Genomic DNA, 15,022 nt, shown 5'->3' on the forward strand with positions numbered 1-15,022 from the left:
TCTATGCTTTGTAGCATCAAACCAAACCAAGTCCACCGTCGGACATTATCACCTGGCCCGTTATCCAGTTCGATTCATCCGAAGCCAGGAATACCATGAGGCCTGTATGGTCTTCGGGATGACCAATCCTCCCGGCCGGAGTCTTTTCCTCTATTCTTTTCAGTACTTCGGGATGTTGAGAATAGAAGGGAGAAGTAAATGGAACGGTCTCTGTTGGACCGGGGGCAATGACGTTTACCTGAATATTGGCCGAGGCTAGTTCAAGCGCCATTACCTTTGAAATCGCAATAATCCCCGCTTTTGCTGCGCAGTGGCCTGCGTGCTCCTTTTCCGGAAAGAGGCCTCCGACCGAGGCCAGGTTGATGATCTTTCCGCCGCCGTTTTTCGACATCATCTTAGCAACAACCTGCGACAACATGAAGACTATTCTCACATTGACATGCCACTGCTTGTCAATCTCTTCTATTGGGTGATCGACAAATGGTGCCCTGTATATGTAGGCTGGGCAGTTAAAAAGGATGTCGACCTTCCATGTCTTTTCTTCCAGTAGATCTGAGATCTCATTCACATCTCTTTGACTGTCTATGTTTGCGCATATCGTCGAACAGAATCCCTTTCTCGATTCTTCAAGTTTCTTCTTCAAAGCTTCGAGCCTTTCCTCGTCTCTATCCAGCAGAATAACCTTTGCACCCTCGTTTACAAATGCATTGGCAGCGGAGCTTCCAACTCTGCCAGCTCCGAAGATAAGGGCCGTCTTTCCGGTCAGTCTCTCACTCATTGTTCATTACCCCCGCTCTGCAATCGGAGGAAGGGTGAAATTCCTCCCCCGCTTCACTGAGATCTTTTTCCAGTTATTGAATTTATAAGCTGCTTCGCAGGCTGCTCTTATAGCGTTTTTGTTCGAAGGAGGAGTCTCCGGTCTTTCACCTCGTGAGATGTTGGATCCTGCGGTGCATATGGCGGCGGCGTTGATCTTCAGAAGAGAAGAAAGCACATAGAGAGTAGCCGCTTCCATGTCGAGCTGCAAGGCACCTGCCGCGATCCATTCTTCAAGTTTTCCGTAGATAGATGATGGGAAGTCTTCTCTTAAGAGATCGGGCTTTGTTGCATAGAAGGAATCGAGTGAAAGACCGATTCCCACGTGATAGTCCACTCCGGCCTCTTCACAGGCTGAGATCAGCGCCGTAAGTAGCCGGTAATCGGCTACGGCGGGGAAGTTCTCAGGAATGAAGAGGTTTGCTGTCCCCGAGTATCTTATGCAACTCGAAAGCACAATCAAGTCTCCCGGTTTCACATCGTCGGCAAGTCCTCCGGAGGTTCCGACACGGATGATTGTCTTAACGCCCAGCCTGTTTAGCTCGACCACTGCGATCTCAGTCGAGGGTCCTCCGATTCCGCTTGAACATACAGTAAGCGGCAGGCCTTTATAGGTTCCGGTAACGGTTATGTAGTCTCTGTTGTTTCCTATTTCCTCCACATTACTCAGACACTCTGCGATCTCGTATACTCTTGCCGGATCACCGGGCAGAAGAGCTATCTCGGGAATAGAGTCGCTGGAAATCTGCAAGTGGTTTTTCGCCTTCTTCGAATTATTCATGAAATCATCCTTTCAACCCCGTTCCGCTTATCCCCCTTACGAAGTACTTCTGGAGGAACAGGAAGAGAATTACCGGCGGCAGACTGCCGGCGATGGCCGAGCTGAAGAGATTTGCCCAACTTGTATTTTCCGTTGATCTATGTGCGGCGATGGCTACCTGTACAACTTCGAATCTGCTTGAATGGGTTGCTACAAGAGGCCAGAACAGCGAGTTCCACTGGAACATGAAGACCATTACGATTACCGTGACTATGGCCGGAACGCTCAGCGGAAGGACTATCCTCCAGTAGATTCTGAACCAGGACGCGCCGTCTATTCTTGCCGCTTCCATTATCTCTGAAGGCACTTCAGAGAAGAACTGCCTGAAAAGGAATATCGCAAGGCCGTTGGCTACGCCCGGAAGAATGAGCGCCCAGTATGTGTTGTCTATATGTAGCTGTTTTATGAGTATATAAAGCGGTATGACAATAGACTCGAAGGGAACCATGAAGGTTATCAGCACTATTGTGAAGAGCGCAGCCTTGCCTCTGAATTCGAACTTCGCAAGCGCGAAGCCTGCCATGGAGGAAACCAGGACCGTAAGAACTATGGTTGAGACTGAAACGAAAAGGCTGTTCATGAGAGCCCTGCCAAAGTTGAGGTTCACAAATATATGTACGAAATTCTCCAGCGTCGGTTGAGTCGGAATGAAACTCTTCCAGGTCAGAGGATTGGCGTACTCGTAGAGCGGACTGGCAGGCCTCAAAGCGGATGCAACGACCCAGATGAGTGGGATCAGAAAGAAAAGACTTATAATGCCGAGAACGGCAAAGAGAATAAGTGTTTTCCAAAGGCTTCGCTTCTTCATGATTCCACCTCAATACTCGAATCGAGCTCTTGTAAACCTCAGCTCGAAGAAACTGAAAACAAGGATGATTCCCAGCAAGATCGTAGTGATCGCAGAGGCCCTTCCCATGTCGAGATTTACGAAGGCGCTCTTGTAAGACTCGTACATCAGGAGATTTGTCGAGCCCATGGGGCCGCCCTTGGTAATTATGTAGACCGGCGCGAAACTAAGAAAATTGAAGGCCGTATTTGCGACGAGAACAAATGAAATGGTCCTAGTAAGCAGAGGCAACGTTATCTTGAAAGTCTTCCTCAGAGTTGAGGCCCCGTCGATCTCGGCAGCTTCGTACAGCGTCTCGGGAATGTTCTGCAATCCTGCAAGGAAGTACATCATCCAGTAGCCCGAGCTTCTCCAGACGTTAAGAAGTATCAGCCCCCAAAGCGCCTGATCGGGAGAGGCGAAGAAGGGCTGAGGTTTGAAGCCGAACATGGTCAGAAAGCTGTTTGCCAGCCCGTTATACGGATCGAGGACTATCATCCAGATTACCGAGACAACGGCGAACGAGATCGCCGTCGGCAAGAAGAAGACAGTCCTGAAGAACTTGGTGAAGAAGTGGCTGGAATTCAGAAGCAACGCCATCAACAATGAGGTCAGGACAATCAAGGGATTTACGATTATCGAGTACAAGAGAGTAACAGAAAAGGATTTCCAGAAAACGGGATCATGCTTGAAGAGGTATTCATAGTTTTCGAACCCTACGAATGACTTTGTCCCGGTGTAACTCGTCATAGTAAGGCTCTCAATAACCGAGACGCCTATTGGCCAGATCTTGAATACAAGAAGAAATACCAGCGCGGGCAGAACAAAAAGCCACGCTACTTTGTTATTTCGAAACATCTGCACACCATCCGGAATAATCTAGATTCAGGCACGATCCCTGGAAAACTATCTGTACTTTCTAAGTTCTCTGTCGATTCGTACGGCGACCTCTTCAAGGGTGCTTCTTGGATCGGCACCGTAGTGAATAGAGTTGAATGCCTCCCGCAGCATTAGCTCGTACTGAGAGTATCCGGGTGTTCTAGGTCTCGGGACTGCGGTGGTCTCCATTTCTTTAACGAAGAGCTGCCACATTGGGTTATCGAAAACCTCGGGAAGGGCCTCGTAAACATCTGGCCTTGCCGGTGCAATACCGTTCAGCTTGTGCCAGGTTATTACAGCTTCCTTGCCGGTAATATACTTTGTGAAGGCCAGAGCCTCCTCAAGCTTCTTTGTCTTGGAGTTAATTCCAACATGCCAACTGCCTGTCGGGGTGACTGCAACTCCGCCCTCGAAATAGGGGAAGGGGGAAAGTCCATAATCCACGTCGGGATACTGGAGCATCCTTCTCAAGTTCCACTCGTTTCCAAGCATCATTGCGGCTCTGCCAGTTCCGAAATACTCTCGTGAAATGGCCGAGTCGTTGAGCCCTTGGGGACTGACCTTCCATTCGTTGAAGAGTTTCCAGTAGAAGGTGGTTCCTTCAACGAACTCATCTGAAGTGATATATCCCTGAGATTCAAGACCGTCGTCAGAAAGGACTTTCGCGCCTAGTGACTGAACCATGGGGAAGATCAGATACGGTCTGTCTATCTGTTCAATCACAAGACCCCAGATATCTGTAAGTCCGTCACCGTTGGTGTCTTTGGTGAGTTTCTTCGCAATTTCGGCCACCTCTTCCCACGTAAGTCTCTCTTCTATTGTCTCCGGCAGAAATGGAACACCGTATTCCTCGAAGATAGCTTTATTGTAGAATATGCCGGCCGATGAAGTTCCGTAAGGAACCGAATAGAAAGTGCCCTGATAGCTGCCCTCTTCTATAGAGGCATCGAACCACGCAGACATCTCCTCATCGCTGAAGTGTTCATCCAGGGGAAGGAGATAACCTCGTGCCGCATAAGAGGCCGTGTTTGGACCATCCACAATATACACATCCGGTGTACCGTCGCCAGCCGCAAGTCTGACTTCAATCGTCTGGAAGAGCTGGCCGAAGGGGACCAGTTGAATGTCCACGTCGATTCCTGTCTCTTCTTTGAACGCATTGACGAGCTGCATAACCTGATCCTGGGGCCACCCCATCCATAGGACCTCAATGGTTGTGGCTGAAAGCATAACACCCAGTAATAGAACCGTCACCAGTAAAAGCTTTCTCATTTCCCTACACCTCCTGTTTAGCTATCTATCTCAACGTCTTCTGATGAGCTTGAAAGTGAATTTTCCCGACGGAAAGTAACTCTTCGAATACAGAACCTTTCTATCCAAAACGTCGTAATGAATCTGCTCCAGTAAGAGAAGTGAAGTACCCACGTCGACCTTGAGCCTTTCAGATAGGACTTCGTCACAACTTGAAGGAATTAAATCGCACTCGGCATATCTGATATCGATATTATAGTGTTTACCCAGTCCCTCAAAGACAGAATTGTGAATTCTGTCGGGATCTATATCTTTCACTATGGACTTCGGAATGTAATCAATGCAAACGGCAACGGGCATTTCCGAAGCGTATTTGGTAGTCTCAAGAACATGAACCAGACAGCCGACTTCCAGGTCGAGGAACTCACAGATTTTTTCTTCGCAAACACACTGATCGAATCGGCTTATCTCGCTTCTGGCAGAATGACCCTGGGATTCGATAAAGCTCCCTATGCTTGAGAGCCTCTCGATTCCTCCCCTAATGATCGGATATCTATCTGTAACGAAAGTCCCAATTCCATGCTTCTTAAGTAGCAAACCCTCTCTTTGAAGGAGGCCGATAGCTTCTCTCAGGGAATTCCTGCTAACCCCAAGCTCATGAGCAAGGTCCGGTTCCGAGGGCAATCACTCTCCTGCTTTGAGTTCACCATTCAAGATCAGTTTTCTCAGTTCGCTATGAATCTTCCCAGAAAGTGAGACATGGGAATTGTGGTCGATACCTATCTCCCTCATTCGCACCGCCTCTTGAATGTTGTAGGATGTCCTACAGCTTAATATACACTATTCATCTTCAGAAACAAAGACTGTGGAACCCTTTTAGTTTGCGATTTGCCATCATCAGTCCACTGTACTAGGAATCGGAATTCCGGCGAAGATCGTGCTGGAGCGCAAGGCAGGGCAGGGACATCCCAGGTCGCAATGCCGGCTAAGAACATGCCGGGACGCGAGGCCGACTGCTTCGGGAAGTGATGCCCTTATAGAACATTGGACGCAATACACTGAGGAGCATCAGTGGACGCAAGGCTGGGCAAGAACTGCCCAGGTCGCAATGCTCGCTTCGCGGGGAAAGAGCGGATGAACACTGATGAAAGCCACGTTGCCGGTCAACGGTTCTCCCTGCCGAGCGGGAGTATGTAAAGAAGATTGTGTAAACCCTCTAGAATGGAAGAGAAGATTGGAGGGAAAAGAAGATGAAATTTGACAGAGAAAAGATCAAGTCGTTAATCGAGAAGAATGGATTTGAAAACGTTGGAGATGTTCAAGAGGCAATGAAGGAATTGTTTGGTGACGTAATCAAAGAAATGCTTGAAGGAGAACTGGAAGATGAGCTTGGATATTCGAAGCATGACTACAAGAACAAAGAGACTGACAATTCCAGGAATGGACATAGCAAGAAGACAGTTAGGAGCGATTACGGAGAAATAGAACTTGAGATACCAAGAGACAGGAAAGGTGAATTTGAACCGGTTGTTGTGAAGAAACACCAGAGGGACATTTCTGGTATAGAGGATCAGATAATCTCCATGTATGCAAGGGGAATGACAGTAAGAGATATTCAGAGTCATATAGAGGATATCTACGGTTCCAGATTGTCTGCAGAGAGCGTAAGCAGGATAACGGACAAGATACTGCCACTGGTCTCCGAATGGAGAAACAGACCATTAGAATCTGCGTATGCGATAGTCTACATGGATGCCGTATTCTTCAGGGTCGTTGAAAGCAACCAGGTAAGGAAGAAAGCACTCTATATAGCCTTAGGAGTATCCCTAAATGGCCACAAAGACATTCTAGGCATGTGGATAAGTGAAACAGAAGGAGCAAGCTACTGGCTAAGCATTCTCAACGAATTGAAGAATCGCGGGGTTGAAGACGTGGCAATCTTCTCAATAGATGCATTAAGCGGAATGGAAGAAGCCATAGAGGCTGTATATCCATTCTCAGAGGTTCAGAAGTGCATAGTTCACCAGATAAGAAACACCATGAGATATGTTACCTGGAGGGATCGTAGACCTCTAGCACGCGATCTCAAGACAATTTATCAGGCACCTACAAGAGAGGCAGGATGGAATGCATTGCTTGCACTAGAAGAGAAGTGGGGCGACAAATACCACTTGTCAATAAAAAGCTGGAAAGATAACTGGGAAACTCTCTCAACCTTCTTTCAATATCCAGAGGAACTGAGAAGATTGGTTTATACAACTAATCCCATTGAATCAGTTAATAGACAACTCAGGAAGGTGACGAAGAACAAAGGAGTCTTTCCAACAGACAATTCTCTCTTAAAGATGGCTTATCTAGCAATAATGAACATAACAAAGAAATGGACAGTAAGAACTCTTGATTGGTCCAGGATCCTTACTCAACTTGTGATAAAGTATGAAAGATTAGCTAAGTACATAAGCTGATTCTTAAACCCATTACAAAAAAGGGGTTTACACAAAAAAAGAGACAGAACCCCGAGCGGTTCAAAACATCGAGTAGGAGAGGGGCGGAGCCCCTCGCCCTCTCACAGAACCGTGCGTACGGGCCACGTACACGGCTCATGGATCAAGTATCGGAAATTTCGACAGGGGATGATGGTATTTTGTCATATCGACTAGGTTCATCTCTTCAAAGAACCTGTTGGGGATGGCGTAATTGGCTGCTTTTGAGTGAGAAGATCGCCATTTGTTCATTCTCATGTTGACTTTCTCTTTCCATCCGGTCCTTCTGAGAACTCTGTTCAGTTTCTTGGTGGTCTTCCACTGGTGTAGTATGATGGCTCTTAGCCTTCTCCTTATCCAGCTCAGAAGTCCCCTCAAAATGGATTGGAAATCCACTATCCTGAAATAGCTGGCGAATCCCCTCAACAGTGGATTGAGCTGTTTCACTATCTCCTTTACCGGCCTGCTCTGATTCCTTCTTGTAAGTTTCCTGACCTTTTCCTTGAATCTCTTCAATCTGGATTTCTCTATCCCCACTCTCTCGCCTTTTATTTCGAAGCCAAGAAAGTGAAATCCATCTTCAAGTGTTGTGATTCTCGTCTTGTTTCTGTTGACCTTGAGCTTCATGTCAATCTCCAGTATGTTTATCGCGATTGCCAGAAACTCTCGGGCTTCTTCCTGGGTTTTCGAGAAGATCAGTATGTCGTCTGCGTATCTGACTATCCTTATTCCTCTGGCTTTCATCTTCTGATCGAATTCGTTCAGATAGATGTTAGCCAGCAGCGGGCTTATTACTCCTCCCTGTGGACTGCCAGTCTCTGTTGCCTTCCAGACTCCATCTTCCATTACTCCGCTCTTCAGTATTGCCCGTATGAGTTTGAGTATCTTTCCATCACTCACTCTCTCGGCTACGGAGTCTATTATCTTCTCATGATCCAGAGTGTCGAAACATTCACTGAGGTCAAGTTCCACTACATTACACAGTCCGTATTTGGATGCGAAGGCTTTCGCCTTCTCCACTGCCTGCCAGGCATTTCTTCCCTTTCTGTAACCGTAACTGGAGGGATGGAATCCTTCCTCGAATATCGGTTCGAGTACCTCCTTGAGAGATTGCTGTACAACCCTGTCCCTTACGGCAGGTATTCTCAATTGCCTCGTTTTACCGTCGGCTTTCGGGATTTCTACCCTCCTGAGTGACATGGGTTTGTATTCGCCTCTCTTGATTTCTCCGGATAGTCTCTCGATTTCTTCGAGAAGTTTCTCTCCAAATGTTTCTACGCTTACTCCGTCTATCCCAGGGGCTCCTCTGTTGGATTTTACCCTGCCATAGGCTTTTAAAAGGTTCTTCTCCAAATAGACTTTGTCGATTAGACTGTAATACTTCATCTCTTTCTCCTGTATGCTCTCTTCCAACAGTTGTAGTCTCAGATGTTATTGCGACAACTAATGACTGGCTTCTCTACCCTTTCGGGAATATGTACCTTGTCTTTAACTGTCTAACCTGAATCTCTTCACTGTCTTCCGATCACATTTCTTCGATCCTTCCCCCCTTCGCAAGTGATGGAGCCTTTCGACTTCCCCATCACCCCCTTGGCTTTTAGCCAAGGTCCCTTCCCCTTTCGGAGAGGTTCTTCACTACTACGGGTTCATCTGCCATCCTCCTGAGCTTTCCGTTAACTTGGATCACCTCCTTGCTAACGGTTACCCCTTTCGGACTCATGAGGACTTCCCCGGGTAAGATACACCACTTTCATCCGAATCCTGCCATCCAAACCTTTACAGCTGGAGTCAGGGCTTTCCCTTATCTGGCAGGGTTACCCTACTGTAACGGCCATCCCTGGTTCACTTTCGTTCAGTTCCGGACTTTGCCTCGGGCTTCCTTCAGATTCACCGTTACCAGTGACACCCTTGCCTCTGGCTAATGCTTCTTTGACTCCCCGCATTCGGGTCTTTCACCCTATAGTTGTGTATCATGCCGGGCGCACCAGATCCCGAAACAAGTTCGGGATGACAATGTTAGGCGATCACGAAAACATCACATCACGTCATTCTGAACTTGATTCAGAATCTCGATGATCAAAGAGCTGCTGTACGCTTAAAATCAAAAACCCGCTGGTTGCTGATGAAAACCGCGTTGTCCGTCAACGGTCCACCGTCCTCCGAATCGCGCGCGGAATGCCGGCGAAAATTGCGCAGGAACTCAAGGCCGGCTGAGTCGGGAAGTGATGTTCGCTGGCGCGAGGAAAGACACCCTCTCCTCTCTGGTTGCAAAACTTTGTGAAAAGGCGTCTTTAGAGAAGAGCACACACCCCACCGCAAGCGGTCCCCCCGCTCGAGCGGGGATTTAGAAGCCGGACTCGAAAAGAACATACCAGCAAGGATGCCTCCGGCAGGAAGCCTCTCAGGTCCACCGTCAAAGGTTCTCCGTTCTCCGAGGAGACCAAGAGCATAAGTGATGCCGCTTTCAGCGGGAAGCATTAGGAGCTAGTCAAAAGGCGGGAATCATCGCCGCTAGTACTACTTCGTGGTGCCAGTCTCAGCTTAAAGCTGAGGCCAGTCACTGCAAGCAACGGCAACATAGTGACTTTCATTTTGCTTGCAGTATTGGCTATTATCAGAACTTCAACTGACAAGCGCGTAAGAGGCAGCCGAAAGGACCGGCACATATACTAATCTCCTGGCACAGTCTGATACATAATGGCAGTCTCAATATGAGTGCTCTTGAAGGAAGTGGTACAAGATCTCTGAAGTCGTGAAAGCGAGGGCGGTAACGGTGTCGGCCGCCCCGTAGTATATGGCGATTCTGCCCGTTTCGGGGTCCTGAAGGCTTGCGCAGGGGAAGGTGACGTTGGGTACGTCGCCAATGTTTTCGTAAGGCATTCTCGGGTTAAGTATGTAGTGTTTCGACCTTTTGATTACTTTCCAGGGCCTTTCCAGATCGAGGAGAGCGACGCCGGCACTGTACACGAAGCCGTTGCAGGATGTCCATACTCCGTGATAGATTAGCAGCCAACCTTCCGAGGTTTCTATCGGAATAGGTCCGGCCCCAACCTTGGTCGATTGCCAGCCGGCGGTGGGTGACATTACATGCCTGTGGCAGCCCCAATGAATCATGTCGGGGCTCTCGCTGTAGAAGATGTCTCCAAAGGGAGTGTGGCCGTTGTCGCTCGGCCGGCTCAACATTGCAAACTTTCCTTTGATCTTCCTCGGGAAGAGGACCCCGTTTCTGTTGAAGGGAAGGAATGCATTCTCAAGCTGATAAAATCTCTCGAAATCGTAAGTGTAGGCAACGCCTATGGTAGGCCCGTGATAACCGTTGCACCAGGTTACGTAGTATCTGTCTTCCAGGAAGACGACTCTGGGATCGTATCCGTAAACGAATCGGCCGATTTCCGGGTCTTCGGCATTAAATTCGATTCTCTCCTGATCAATGTTCCACGACAATCCGTCTTCGCTTCTTCCCGAGTGAAGCTCCATGACAAGCTCTTTCGTATCTATACGGAATACTCCCCTGAATTCATCTTTGTAGGCTACGACCGCGCTGTTGAAGATGCTGTTTGCGCCTCTCACCGTTTCCCGTGTGATGAGGGGGTTTTTCGAGTATCTCCAGACCGGTTCTAGACAATCTTTGGGTTTCTCTTCCCAGGGGAGATTTTTGAGTTTGTGGCCGAGTATTGTGATCGACAAAGAGATCCTCTCCTTCCTCTCTCCTATATGGCTTTAACCGAGTCCCTTTCGACAAGGGCCGTGGGCAGAACTATATTCCTGAATACTCTCTTCTGGGTGAGTCTCAATCTCTCTATGAGCAGCTGGGCCGCAGCGCTTCCCATTTCGATTCTCGGTTGTGAGACGGTGGTTAATGCGGGGATCGTATAGGGCGCGTGAACGGAATCGTCGAACCCGATCACGGATACGTCGTCTGGGACACGAACACCGTTTTTGTGAAGCTCCTGCATTGCCCCCATTGCCACGTGGTCGTTGACGGCAAAGATCGCCGTGAAATCGATACCGAAATCCCGAAGGTAATCACGGATCGCCTCCTGCCCGTGGTGAGGTTCGAAGCCCCCTATCCTCGCGACTTTCAGATCGAAATCCGAGGTCCTCGAAGCGAATTTTCTCAGCCCCTTCAACCTATCCTTTGAAGCATGCACTCCTTCCTGCCCCGGGAGAAAGAGGACCCGTCTGTGCCCCTTTTCGTAAAGGAATTTCGCAACGTTGTATGCTGCAAAGGAGTTGTCTATGTTTACGGAATCGGCCTTTATTTCTCTTATTGGGGAGTCGACGGCGACAACGACTATCCCGCTCTCTATGAACCTGTTGAGCATGTGCTCGTCGCTGTGAAGAGTCGCAACTATGACTCCATCTACCTTTCGCTGGAAGTATTCGTTCAGAATCTCCTGTTCACGACTGACCATTTCTCTGGCCATGGCAAGCATCACGTTGAAACCGTTTTTGTGAGCATAATCCTCCACTCCCATGAAAATTTCGCCGTAATGGTTTCCCATGGTGTTGGGCAGGAGGACGCCCAGGGTTCTGTATAGGCTCTTCTTTCGAATCGAAGGCATGGGATGGTAGTTGAGTCTGTTGATGACCCTCAACACGCGCAGCTTCGTATCTTCGGAAACATAGCCGCTTCCGTTCAATACCCGAGAGACGGTCGCTATCGAAACCTCAGCTTCGGCAGCCACATCCTTTATCGTCACCATCCAGTCCTTTCCCCCTATTCGATGAGCAGGGTTTCGTCAAAAATGTCGTACGGCTCTTTCAGCATCTTCTTGAAACCATTAACCGAGCCCTGCTTTATGATTTCTTTCAAAAGGTAGTAGGAAGGTCTCGGAGTGAGGCTTCCATCATTGAAGTCCACACTGACCAGTCCGAAACGCATCCCAAGGCCGGAGGCCCATTCGTAGTTGTCGGTGAGAGACCAGTGCATGTACCCCTTTACGCTGAAGCCCTCTTCAATAAGCTTTTCCACTGCTTTCAGGTGACCTATGAGATAGTATGGTCTCAGTCCGTCCGTGGCATCGGCGATTCCATTCTCGGTTACGAAGACTGGAACGTCGTACCTTCTCATAGTCGTCTTCAGTATATTGTACAACCCTTCGGGGTAGATCTCCCAGCCGAAATCACTCGTCGGTCTGCCCGATCTGGAAAGCGAGTTGGGCTTGCAGCCCTGTCCGAATCCCGGCAGGAGTTTGTAACCTATGTCGCTCTCTTCATCGCTTTCTACTACCATCCGTGAATAGTAATTCAAACCAAGGAAGTCCGTTCTATCTTTTATGCGGTCGATAAATTCAAACTGAGCTTTCAGGGCAGAATCGACCGCCCTTTCCTCCCCGTCTATCCAGCTCATAGCGTAGATCAGTCCTACCGGAGAGCTCGTTTCTTTCTTTAGTTCCTCGTATCCAAGAAGATGGGCATTGATCAGATTGTCGCGGGCTACCCCCGCCAGTTCGGGCCTGATTATCGAGGGAGGGAACCCGGAGGCCCTGTTTCTGTAGCCAAGCGTAGCCAAGACGTTCGGTTCATTCTCGGTCGACCACATGTCGACGATATCTCCAAGTCTCCTTCCGCAGAGAGCGGCGAATTTACGGAATTCCTCCGCAGCGCGGGGATCGGCCCAGCCCCCGGCGGTGAAATCGGAGTATCTGTTGACCCTAATCGGTTCGTGGAGCCAAATGGGGAGTGAGAAATGGTTGAGATTTACCATCACCTTCATTCCCCGGTTTCTTATGTCCTCGATGATCCCTCTGTAATGCTCTAACGCTTCAGTGTTGCATATGTCATCCAAATCATCTGTCCATCTCTCGAAAGTCGGTTTGGGGAGGATTCTAGACCACTCCAGACCTATTCGTATTATCTTCATTCCCGCGTCGGCCGCAAGTCTGTGGAACTCCTCGAAACCTGTCCAGTAATTCGGCCCGCTTTCGGGAAACGTCCCGCTAACTATCCCGTTTTCGATGTTCAATTTATCATGAGCCCAAGCGTACCAATCCGAGCCGCGGTCGATGCTCTCGGGAGAGTTCCTACCCATTTCAAACTGAAATCCCGAAAGAGAGGCACCGAACAGGAAATCTTCGCCAAACATGTCTTCATCTCCTTTGTACGGCAACATAGTGATCCTCTTCAACTTCCACCATTTCATGTTCCGCATCCATGATGGGATCGAAACACTTCCGTCCGTCTATTTTCTTTTTGTGATCGCTTTCAATATCCTCCCACTTCTTGTCGAGCCTCGGTACTGAAGAGAGAAGTTTGCATGTGTAATAGTGCTGGGGGTTGAAGAAAACTTTGTCAGTTCTTCCCATTTCTACGACATGACCTTTGAACAGTATCACAGCTCTTTCGCTTAAATAGTAGCCGAGAGACAGGTCATGAGTTATGAAGAGGATTGAAAGCCCCTTCTTTTTGAGGTCTGCGAGCAGGTTCAAAACGTCTATTCTTGTAGAGGCGTCGAGCATGCTTATCAGTTCGTCGGCAACGAGAAGGTTCACGTCCAGCAGCAGGGCCCTGGATATGAGAATTCTCTGGAGCTGCCCGCCGCTGAGCTGATGAGGATACTTGCCCAGAATCTGATCCGGATCAAGGCCAACCAGTTTCAGGACCGTGTGGACCTTGTCCATCCAGTCGCTGTAGTGCATCTTCGCAAAGAAGACCGATCTAAGATTCTCGAAGACTCTGTCAACTTTGAAGATAGGATTATACGAGCTGAAGGGATCCTGAAAGACACCCTGGACCTTTCTGTAATAGTCTCTTAGCTCTGCGCCCTTCAGCCCGCTTATATCGCGTCCGTCAAGTCGTATTTCCCCTTGGGTGATTGTCAACAATCTCAAGATCATCTTTCCTATGGTGCTTTTTCCGCTCCCGCTTTCGCCTATGAGCGAGGTGACCTCTCCCTCTTCGATCTTGAATGAGACGTTGTTTACGGCCTTGAGCCTTCCTGAAGAGAACATTCCCGTCTTGAAGACCTTAGTCAGATTAATGAGCTCAAGCATCTAGTTCACTCCCCAGCAGGCCACCCAGTGTGAAGGCTCAATTTCAACCATGGGCGGTTCCTCTTCGCACTTTTCGAAGGCGATGGGACATCTGTCCTTGAATCTGCAGCCCCGCGGGGGCGAGAGGAGTTGAGGGGGTTTTCCAGGGATCCCTTTCAGTCTCTTATCTGTGTAGTGAACGCCGACCTCCGGCAGAGACGAGATAAGCATCTTCGTGTAGGGATGGACGGGCCTTTTTATTATCACTTCCGTGGCGGCCCGCTCGACAAGCTTACCCGCGTACATTATAAGAATAGAATCGGCTATCTGGTAGAGGATCGAGATGTCATGGGTAACGAAGATGATGCTTTTGACGAAACCCTTGTCCCTGAACTCCACGATCATCTCGGCCACTGCTCGCTGAGTCGAGACATCCAGGGCCGATGTGACCTCGTCGGCTATCAGCAGAGAGGGATTCAGAAGCGTCGAGATAACCATTACGGCCCTCTGCTTCATTCCGCCCGACAGTTCCACGGGATACATCTTCAGGACCGAACTATCCAGACCCACGAGATCCAGCCTCCTGTTGAGTTCGGGGAGAGTTTTTTCGTAACCCACGCCGTGACAGGCGAGAAGATCTGAGATGAGTCTCTTGAGCTTCACGGTGGGATTCAAGGCGTTCATAGCATACTGAGGGATTATCGAGATTCTCTTGTATCTGAAGTCGTTCATCTTTCTTTGATCGCCGATTGGAAGAGGGCTTCCGTCAAGAGAGGCACTGCCTTCCACGAGTTTCATCGGGAGGCGAAGCATTATGAGGGAGTTGCTGAGAGTCGACTTTCCACAGCCCGATTCTCCGGCAATTCCTGCGATCTCCCCATCACGAAGATCGAAGCTCACACCGTCCAGTGCCTTTATATCTCCCTTAAGAGTCTGGTAATAGACTCTAAGGCCATCCACGCTTAGAGACATC

The 15,022-nt window shown here is 49.0% G+C and carries 15 protein-coding genes; 1 reads left to right on the forward strand and 14 read right to left on the reverse strand.

The genetic code is table 11. The features are described 5' to 3' along the window. Positions 1-16 precede the first annotated feature (16 nt). The 6 genes from THEBA_RS08580 to THEBA_RS08605 are packed head-to-tail and all read right to left on the reverse strand — an operon-like array spanning position 17 to position 5,276. Entirely contained in the window at positions 17-778 is a 762-nt protein-coding gene (locus THEBA_RS08580; RefSeq protein WP_014731255.1) for an SDR family NAD(P)-dependent oxidoreductase, read from the reverse strand. Positions 779-784: 6 nt separating this feature from the next. Beyond that, positions 785-1,597, reverse strand: coding sequence for a nucleoside phosphorylase (locus THEBA_RS08585; RefSeq protein ID WP_014731256.1), 813 nt, complete (start codon positions 1,595-1,597; stop codon positions 785-787). A 4-nt stretch (positions 1,598-1,601) separates the two neighbouring features. Next, positions 1,602-2,444, reverse strand: coding sequence for a carbohydrate ABC transporter permease (locus tag THEBA_RS08590; RefSeq protein ID WP_014731257.1), 843 nt, complete (start codon positions 2,442-2,444; stop codon positions 1,602-1,604). A gap of 9 nt (positions 2,445-2,453) precedes the next feature. Beyond that, a complete protein-coding gene (locus THEBA_RS08595) occupies positions 2,454-3,320 on the reverse strand; it encodes a carbohydrate ABC transporter permease (protein ID WP_014731258.1) in 867 nt (288 codons plus the stop codon). A gap of 48 nt (positions 3,321-3,368) precedes the next feature. Then, on the reverse strand, positions 3,369-4,613 hold the full coding sequence (locus THEBA_RS08600; RefSeq protein WP_014731259.1) for an ABC transporter substrate-binding protein: 1,245 nt from the start codon (positions 4,611-4,613) through the stop codon (positions 3,369-3,371). 30 nt (positions 4,614-4,643) lie between these two features. Continuing rightward, a complete protein-coding gene (locus THEBA_RS08605) occupies positions 4,644-5,276 on the reverse strand; it encodes a GntR family transcriptional regulator (protein ID WP_041928173.1) in 633 nt (210 codons plus the stop codon). Between the two features lie 566 nt (positions 5,277-5,842). Here THEBA_RS08605 and THEBA_RS08610 point away from each other — a divergent pair. Beyond that, a complete protein-coding gene (locus THEBA_RS08610; protein WP_014730611.1) occupies positions 5,843-7,057 on the forward strand; it encodes an IS256 family transposase in 1,215 nt (404 codons plus the stop codon). A 135-nt stretch (positions 7,058-7,192) separates the two neighbouring features. On the opposite strand, the gene ltrA is transcribed toward THEBA_RS08610, so the two are convergent. From ltrA to THEBA_RS08640, 8 genes are all read right to left on the reverse strand, one after another. Next, positions 7,193-8,461, reverse strand: coding sequence for a group II intron reverse transcriptase/maturase (gene ltrA, locus THEBA_RS08615; protein WP_014731260.1), 1,269 nt, complete (start codon positions 8,459-8,461; stop codon positions 7,193-7,195). 211 nt (positions 8,462-8,672) lie between these two features. Continuing rightward, positions 8,673-8,795 carry a hypothetical protein gene (locus tag THEBA_RS14825; protein WP_006485555.1) on the reverse strand — a complete coding sequence of 41 codons (123 nt, stop codon included), beginning with the start codon at positions 8,793-8,795 and terminating at the stop codon, positions 8,673-8,675. Between the two features lie 94 nt (positions 8,796-8,889). Continuing rightward, complete coding sequence (locus THEBA_RS14830) at positions 8,890-9,018, reverse strand: hypothetical protein (protein ID WP_006485539.1); 129 nt, start codon at positions 9,016-9,018, stop codon at positions 8,890-8,892. A gap of 763 nt (positions 9,019-9,781) precedes the next feature. Next, a complete protein-coding gene (locus tag THEBA_RS08620; protein WP_014731198.1) occupies positions 9,782-10,762 on the reverse strand; it encodes a glycoside hydrolase family 130 protein in 981 nt (326 codons plus the stop codon). Between the two features lie 23 nt (positions 10,763-10,785). After that, positions 10,786-11,781 carry a LacI family DNA-binding transcriptional regulator gene (locus tag THEBA_RS08625; protein WP_006489306.1) on the reverse strand — a complete coding sequence of 332 codons (996 nt, stop codon included), beginning with the start codon at positions 11,779-11,781 and terminating at the stop codon, positions 10,786-10,788. A 14-nt stretch (positions 11,782-11,795) separates the two neighbouring features. After that, positions 11,796-13,190, reverse strand: a complete 1,395-nt coding sequence (gene bgaS / locus THEBA_RS08630) for a beta-galactosidase BgaS (RefSeq protein ID WP_014731199.1) — start codon at positions 13,188-13,190, stop codon at positions 11,796-11,798. After that, positions 13,168-14,070 (reverse strand): ABC transporter ATP-binding protein, encoded by a 903-nt coding sequence (locus tag THEBA_RS08635; RefSeq protein WP_014731200.1) that lies wholly within the window; start codon positions 14,068-14,070, stop codon positions 13,168-13,170. The genes bgaS and THEBA_RS08635 overlap by 23 nt, the downstream gene beginning before the upstream one ends. Then, complete coding sequence (locus THEBA_RS08640) at positions 14,071-15,021, reverse strand: ABC transporter ATP-binding protein (protein ID WP_014731201.1); 951 nt, start codon at positions 15,019-15,021, stop codon at positions 14,071-14,073. Between the last annotated feature and the right edge of the window lies 1 nt (position 15,022).

Origin of the sequence: Mesotoga prima MesG1.Ag.4.2, assembly GCF_000147715.2 — a bacterium.
GTDB classification, from domain to species: Bacteria; Thermotogota; Thermotogae; order Petrotogales; family Kosmotogaceae; genus Mesotoga; species Mesotoga prima.

What these genes read in the sequence shown, in the direction of transcription:
- THEBA_RS08590 (WP_014731257.1), bottom strand. Translation starts at nt 2,444, where the DNA reads ATGAAGAAGCGAAGCCTTTGGAAAACACTTATTCTCTTTGCCGTTCTC.
- THEBA_RS08600 (WP_014731259.1), bottom strand. Translation starts at nt 4,613, where the DNA reads ATGAGAAAGCTTTTACTGGTGACGGTTCTATTACTGGGTGTTATGCTT.
- THEBA_RS14830 (WP_006485539.1), bottom strand. Translation starts at nt 9,018, where the DNA reads ATGCGGGGAGTCAAAGAAGCATTAGCCAGAGGCAAGGGTGTCACTGGT.
- bgaS (WP_014731199.1), bottom strand. Translation starts at nt 13,190, where the DNA reads ATGTTGCCGTACAAAGGAGATGAAGACATGTTTGGCGAAGATTTCCTG.
- THEBA_RS08595 (WP_014731258.1), bottom strand. Translation starts at nt 3,320, where the DNA reads ATGTTTCGAAATAACAAAGTAGCGTGGCTTTTTGTTCTGCCCGCGCTG.
- THEBA_RS08585 (WP_014731256.1), bottom strand. Translation starts at nt 1,597, where the DNA reads ATGAATAATTCGAAGAAGGCGAAAAACCACTTGCAGATTTCCAGCGAC.
- THEBA_RS08635 (WP_014731200.1), bottom strand. Translation starts at nt 14,070, where the DNA reads ATGCTTGAGCTCATTAATCTGACTAAGGTCTTCAAGACGGGAATGTTC.
- THEBA_RS14825 (WP_006485555.1), bottom strand. Translation starts at nt 8,795, where the DNA reads ATGAGTCCGAAAGGGGTAACCGTTAGCAAGGAGGTGATCCAAGTTAAC.
- THEBA_RS08640 (WP_014731201.1), bottom strand. Translation starts at nt 15,021, where the DNA reads ATGTCTCTAAGCGTGGATGGCCTTAGAGTCTATTACCAGACTCTTAAG.
- ltrA (WP_014731260.1), bottom strand. Translation starts at nt 8,461, where the DNA reads ATGAAGTATTACAGTCTAATCGACAAAGTCTATTTGGAGAAGAACCTT.
- THEBA_RS08625 (WP_006489306.1), bottom strand. Translation starts at nt 11,781, where the DNA reads ATGGTGACGATAAAGGATGTGGCTGCCGAAGCTGAGGTTTCGATAGCG.
- THEBA_RS08580 (WP_014731255.1), bottom strand. Translation starts at nt 778, where the DNA reads ATGAGTGAGAGACTGACCGGAAAGACGGCCCTTATCTTCGGAGCTGGC.
- THEBA_RS08610 (WP_014730611.1), top strand. Translation starts at nt 5,843, where the DNA reads ATGAAATTTGACAGAGAAAAGATCAAGTCGTTAATCGAGAAGAATGGA.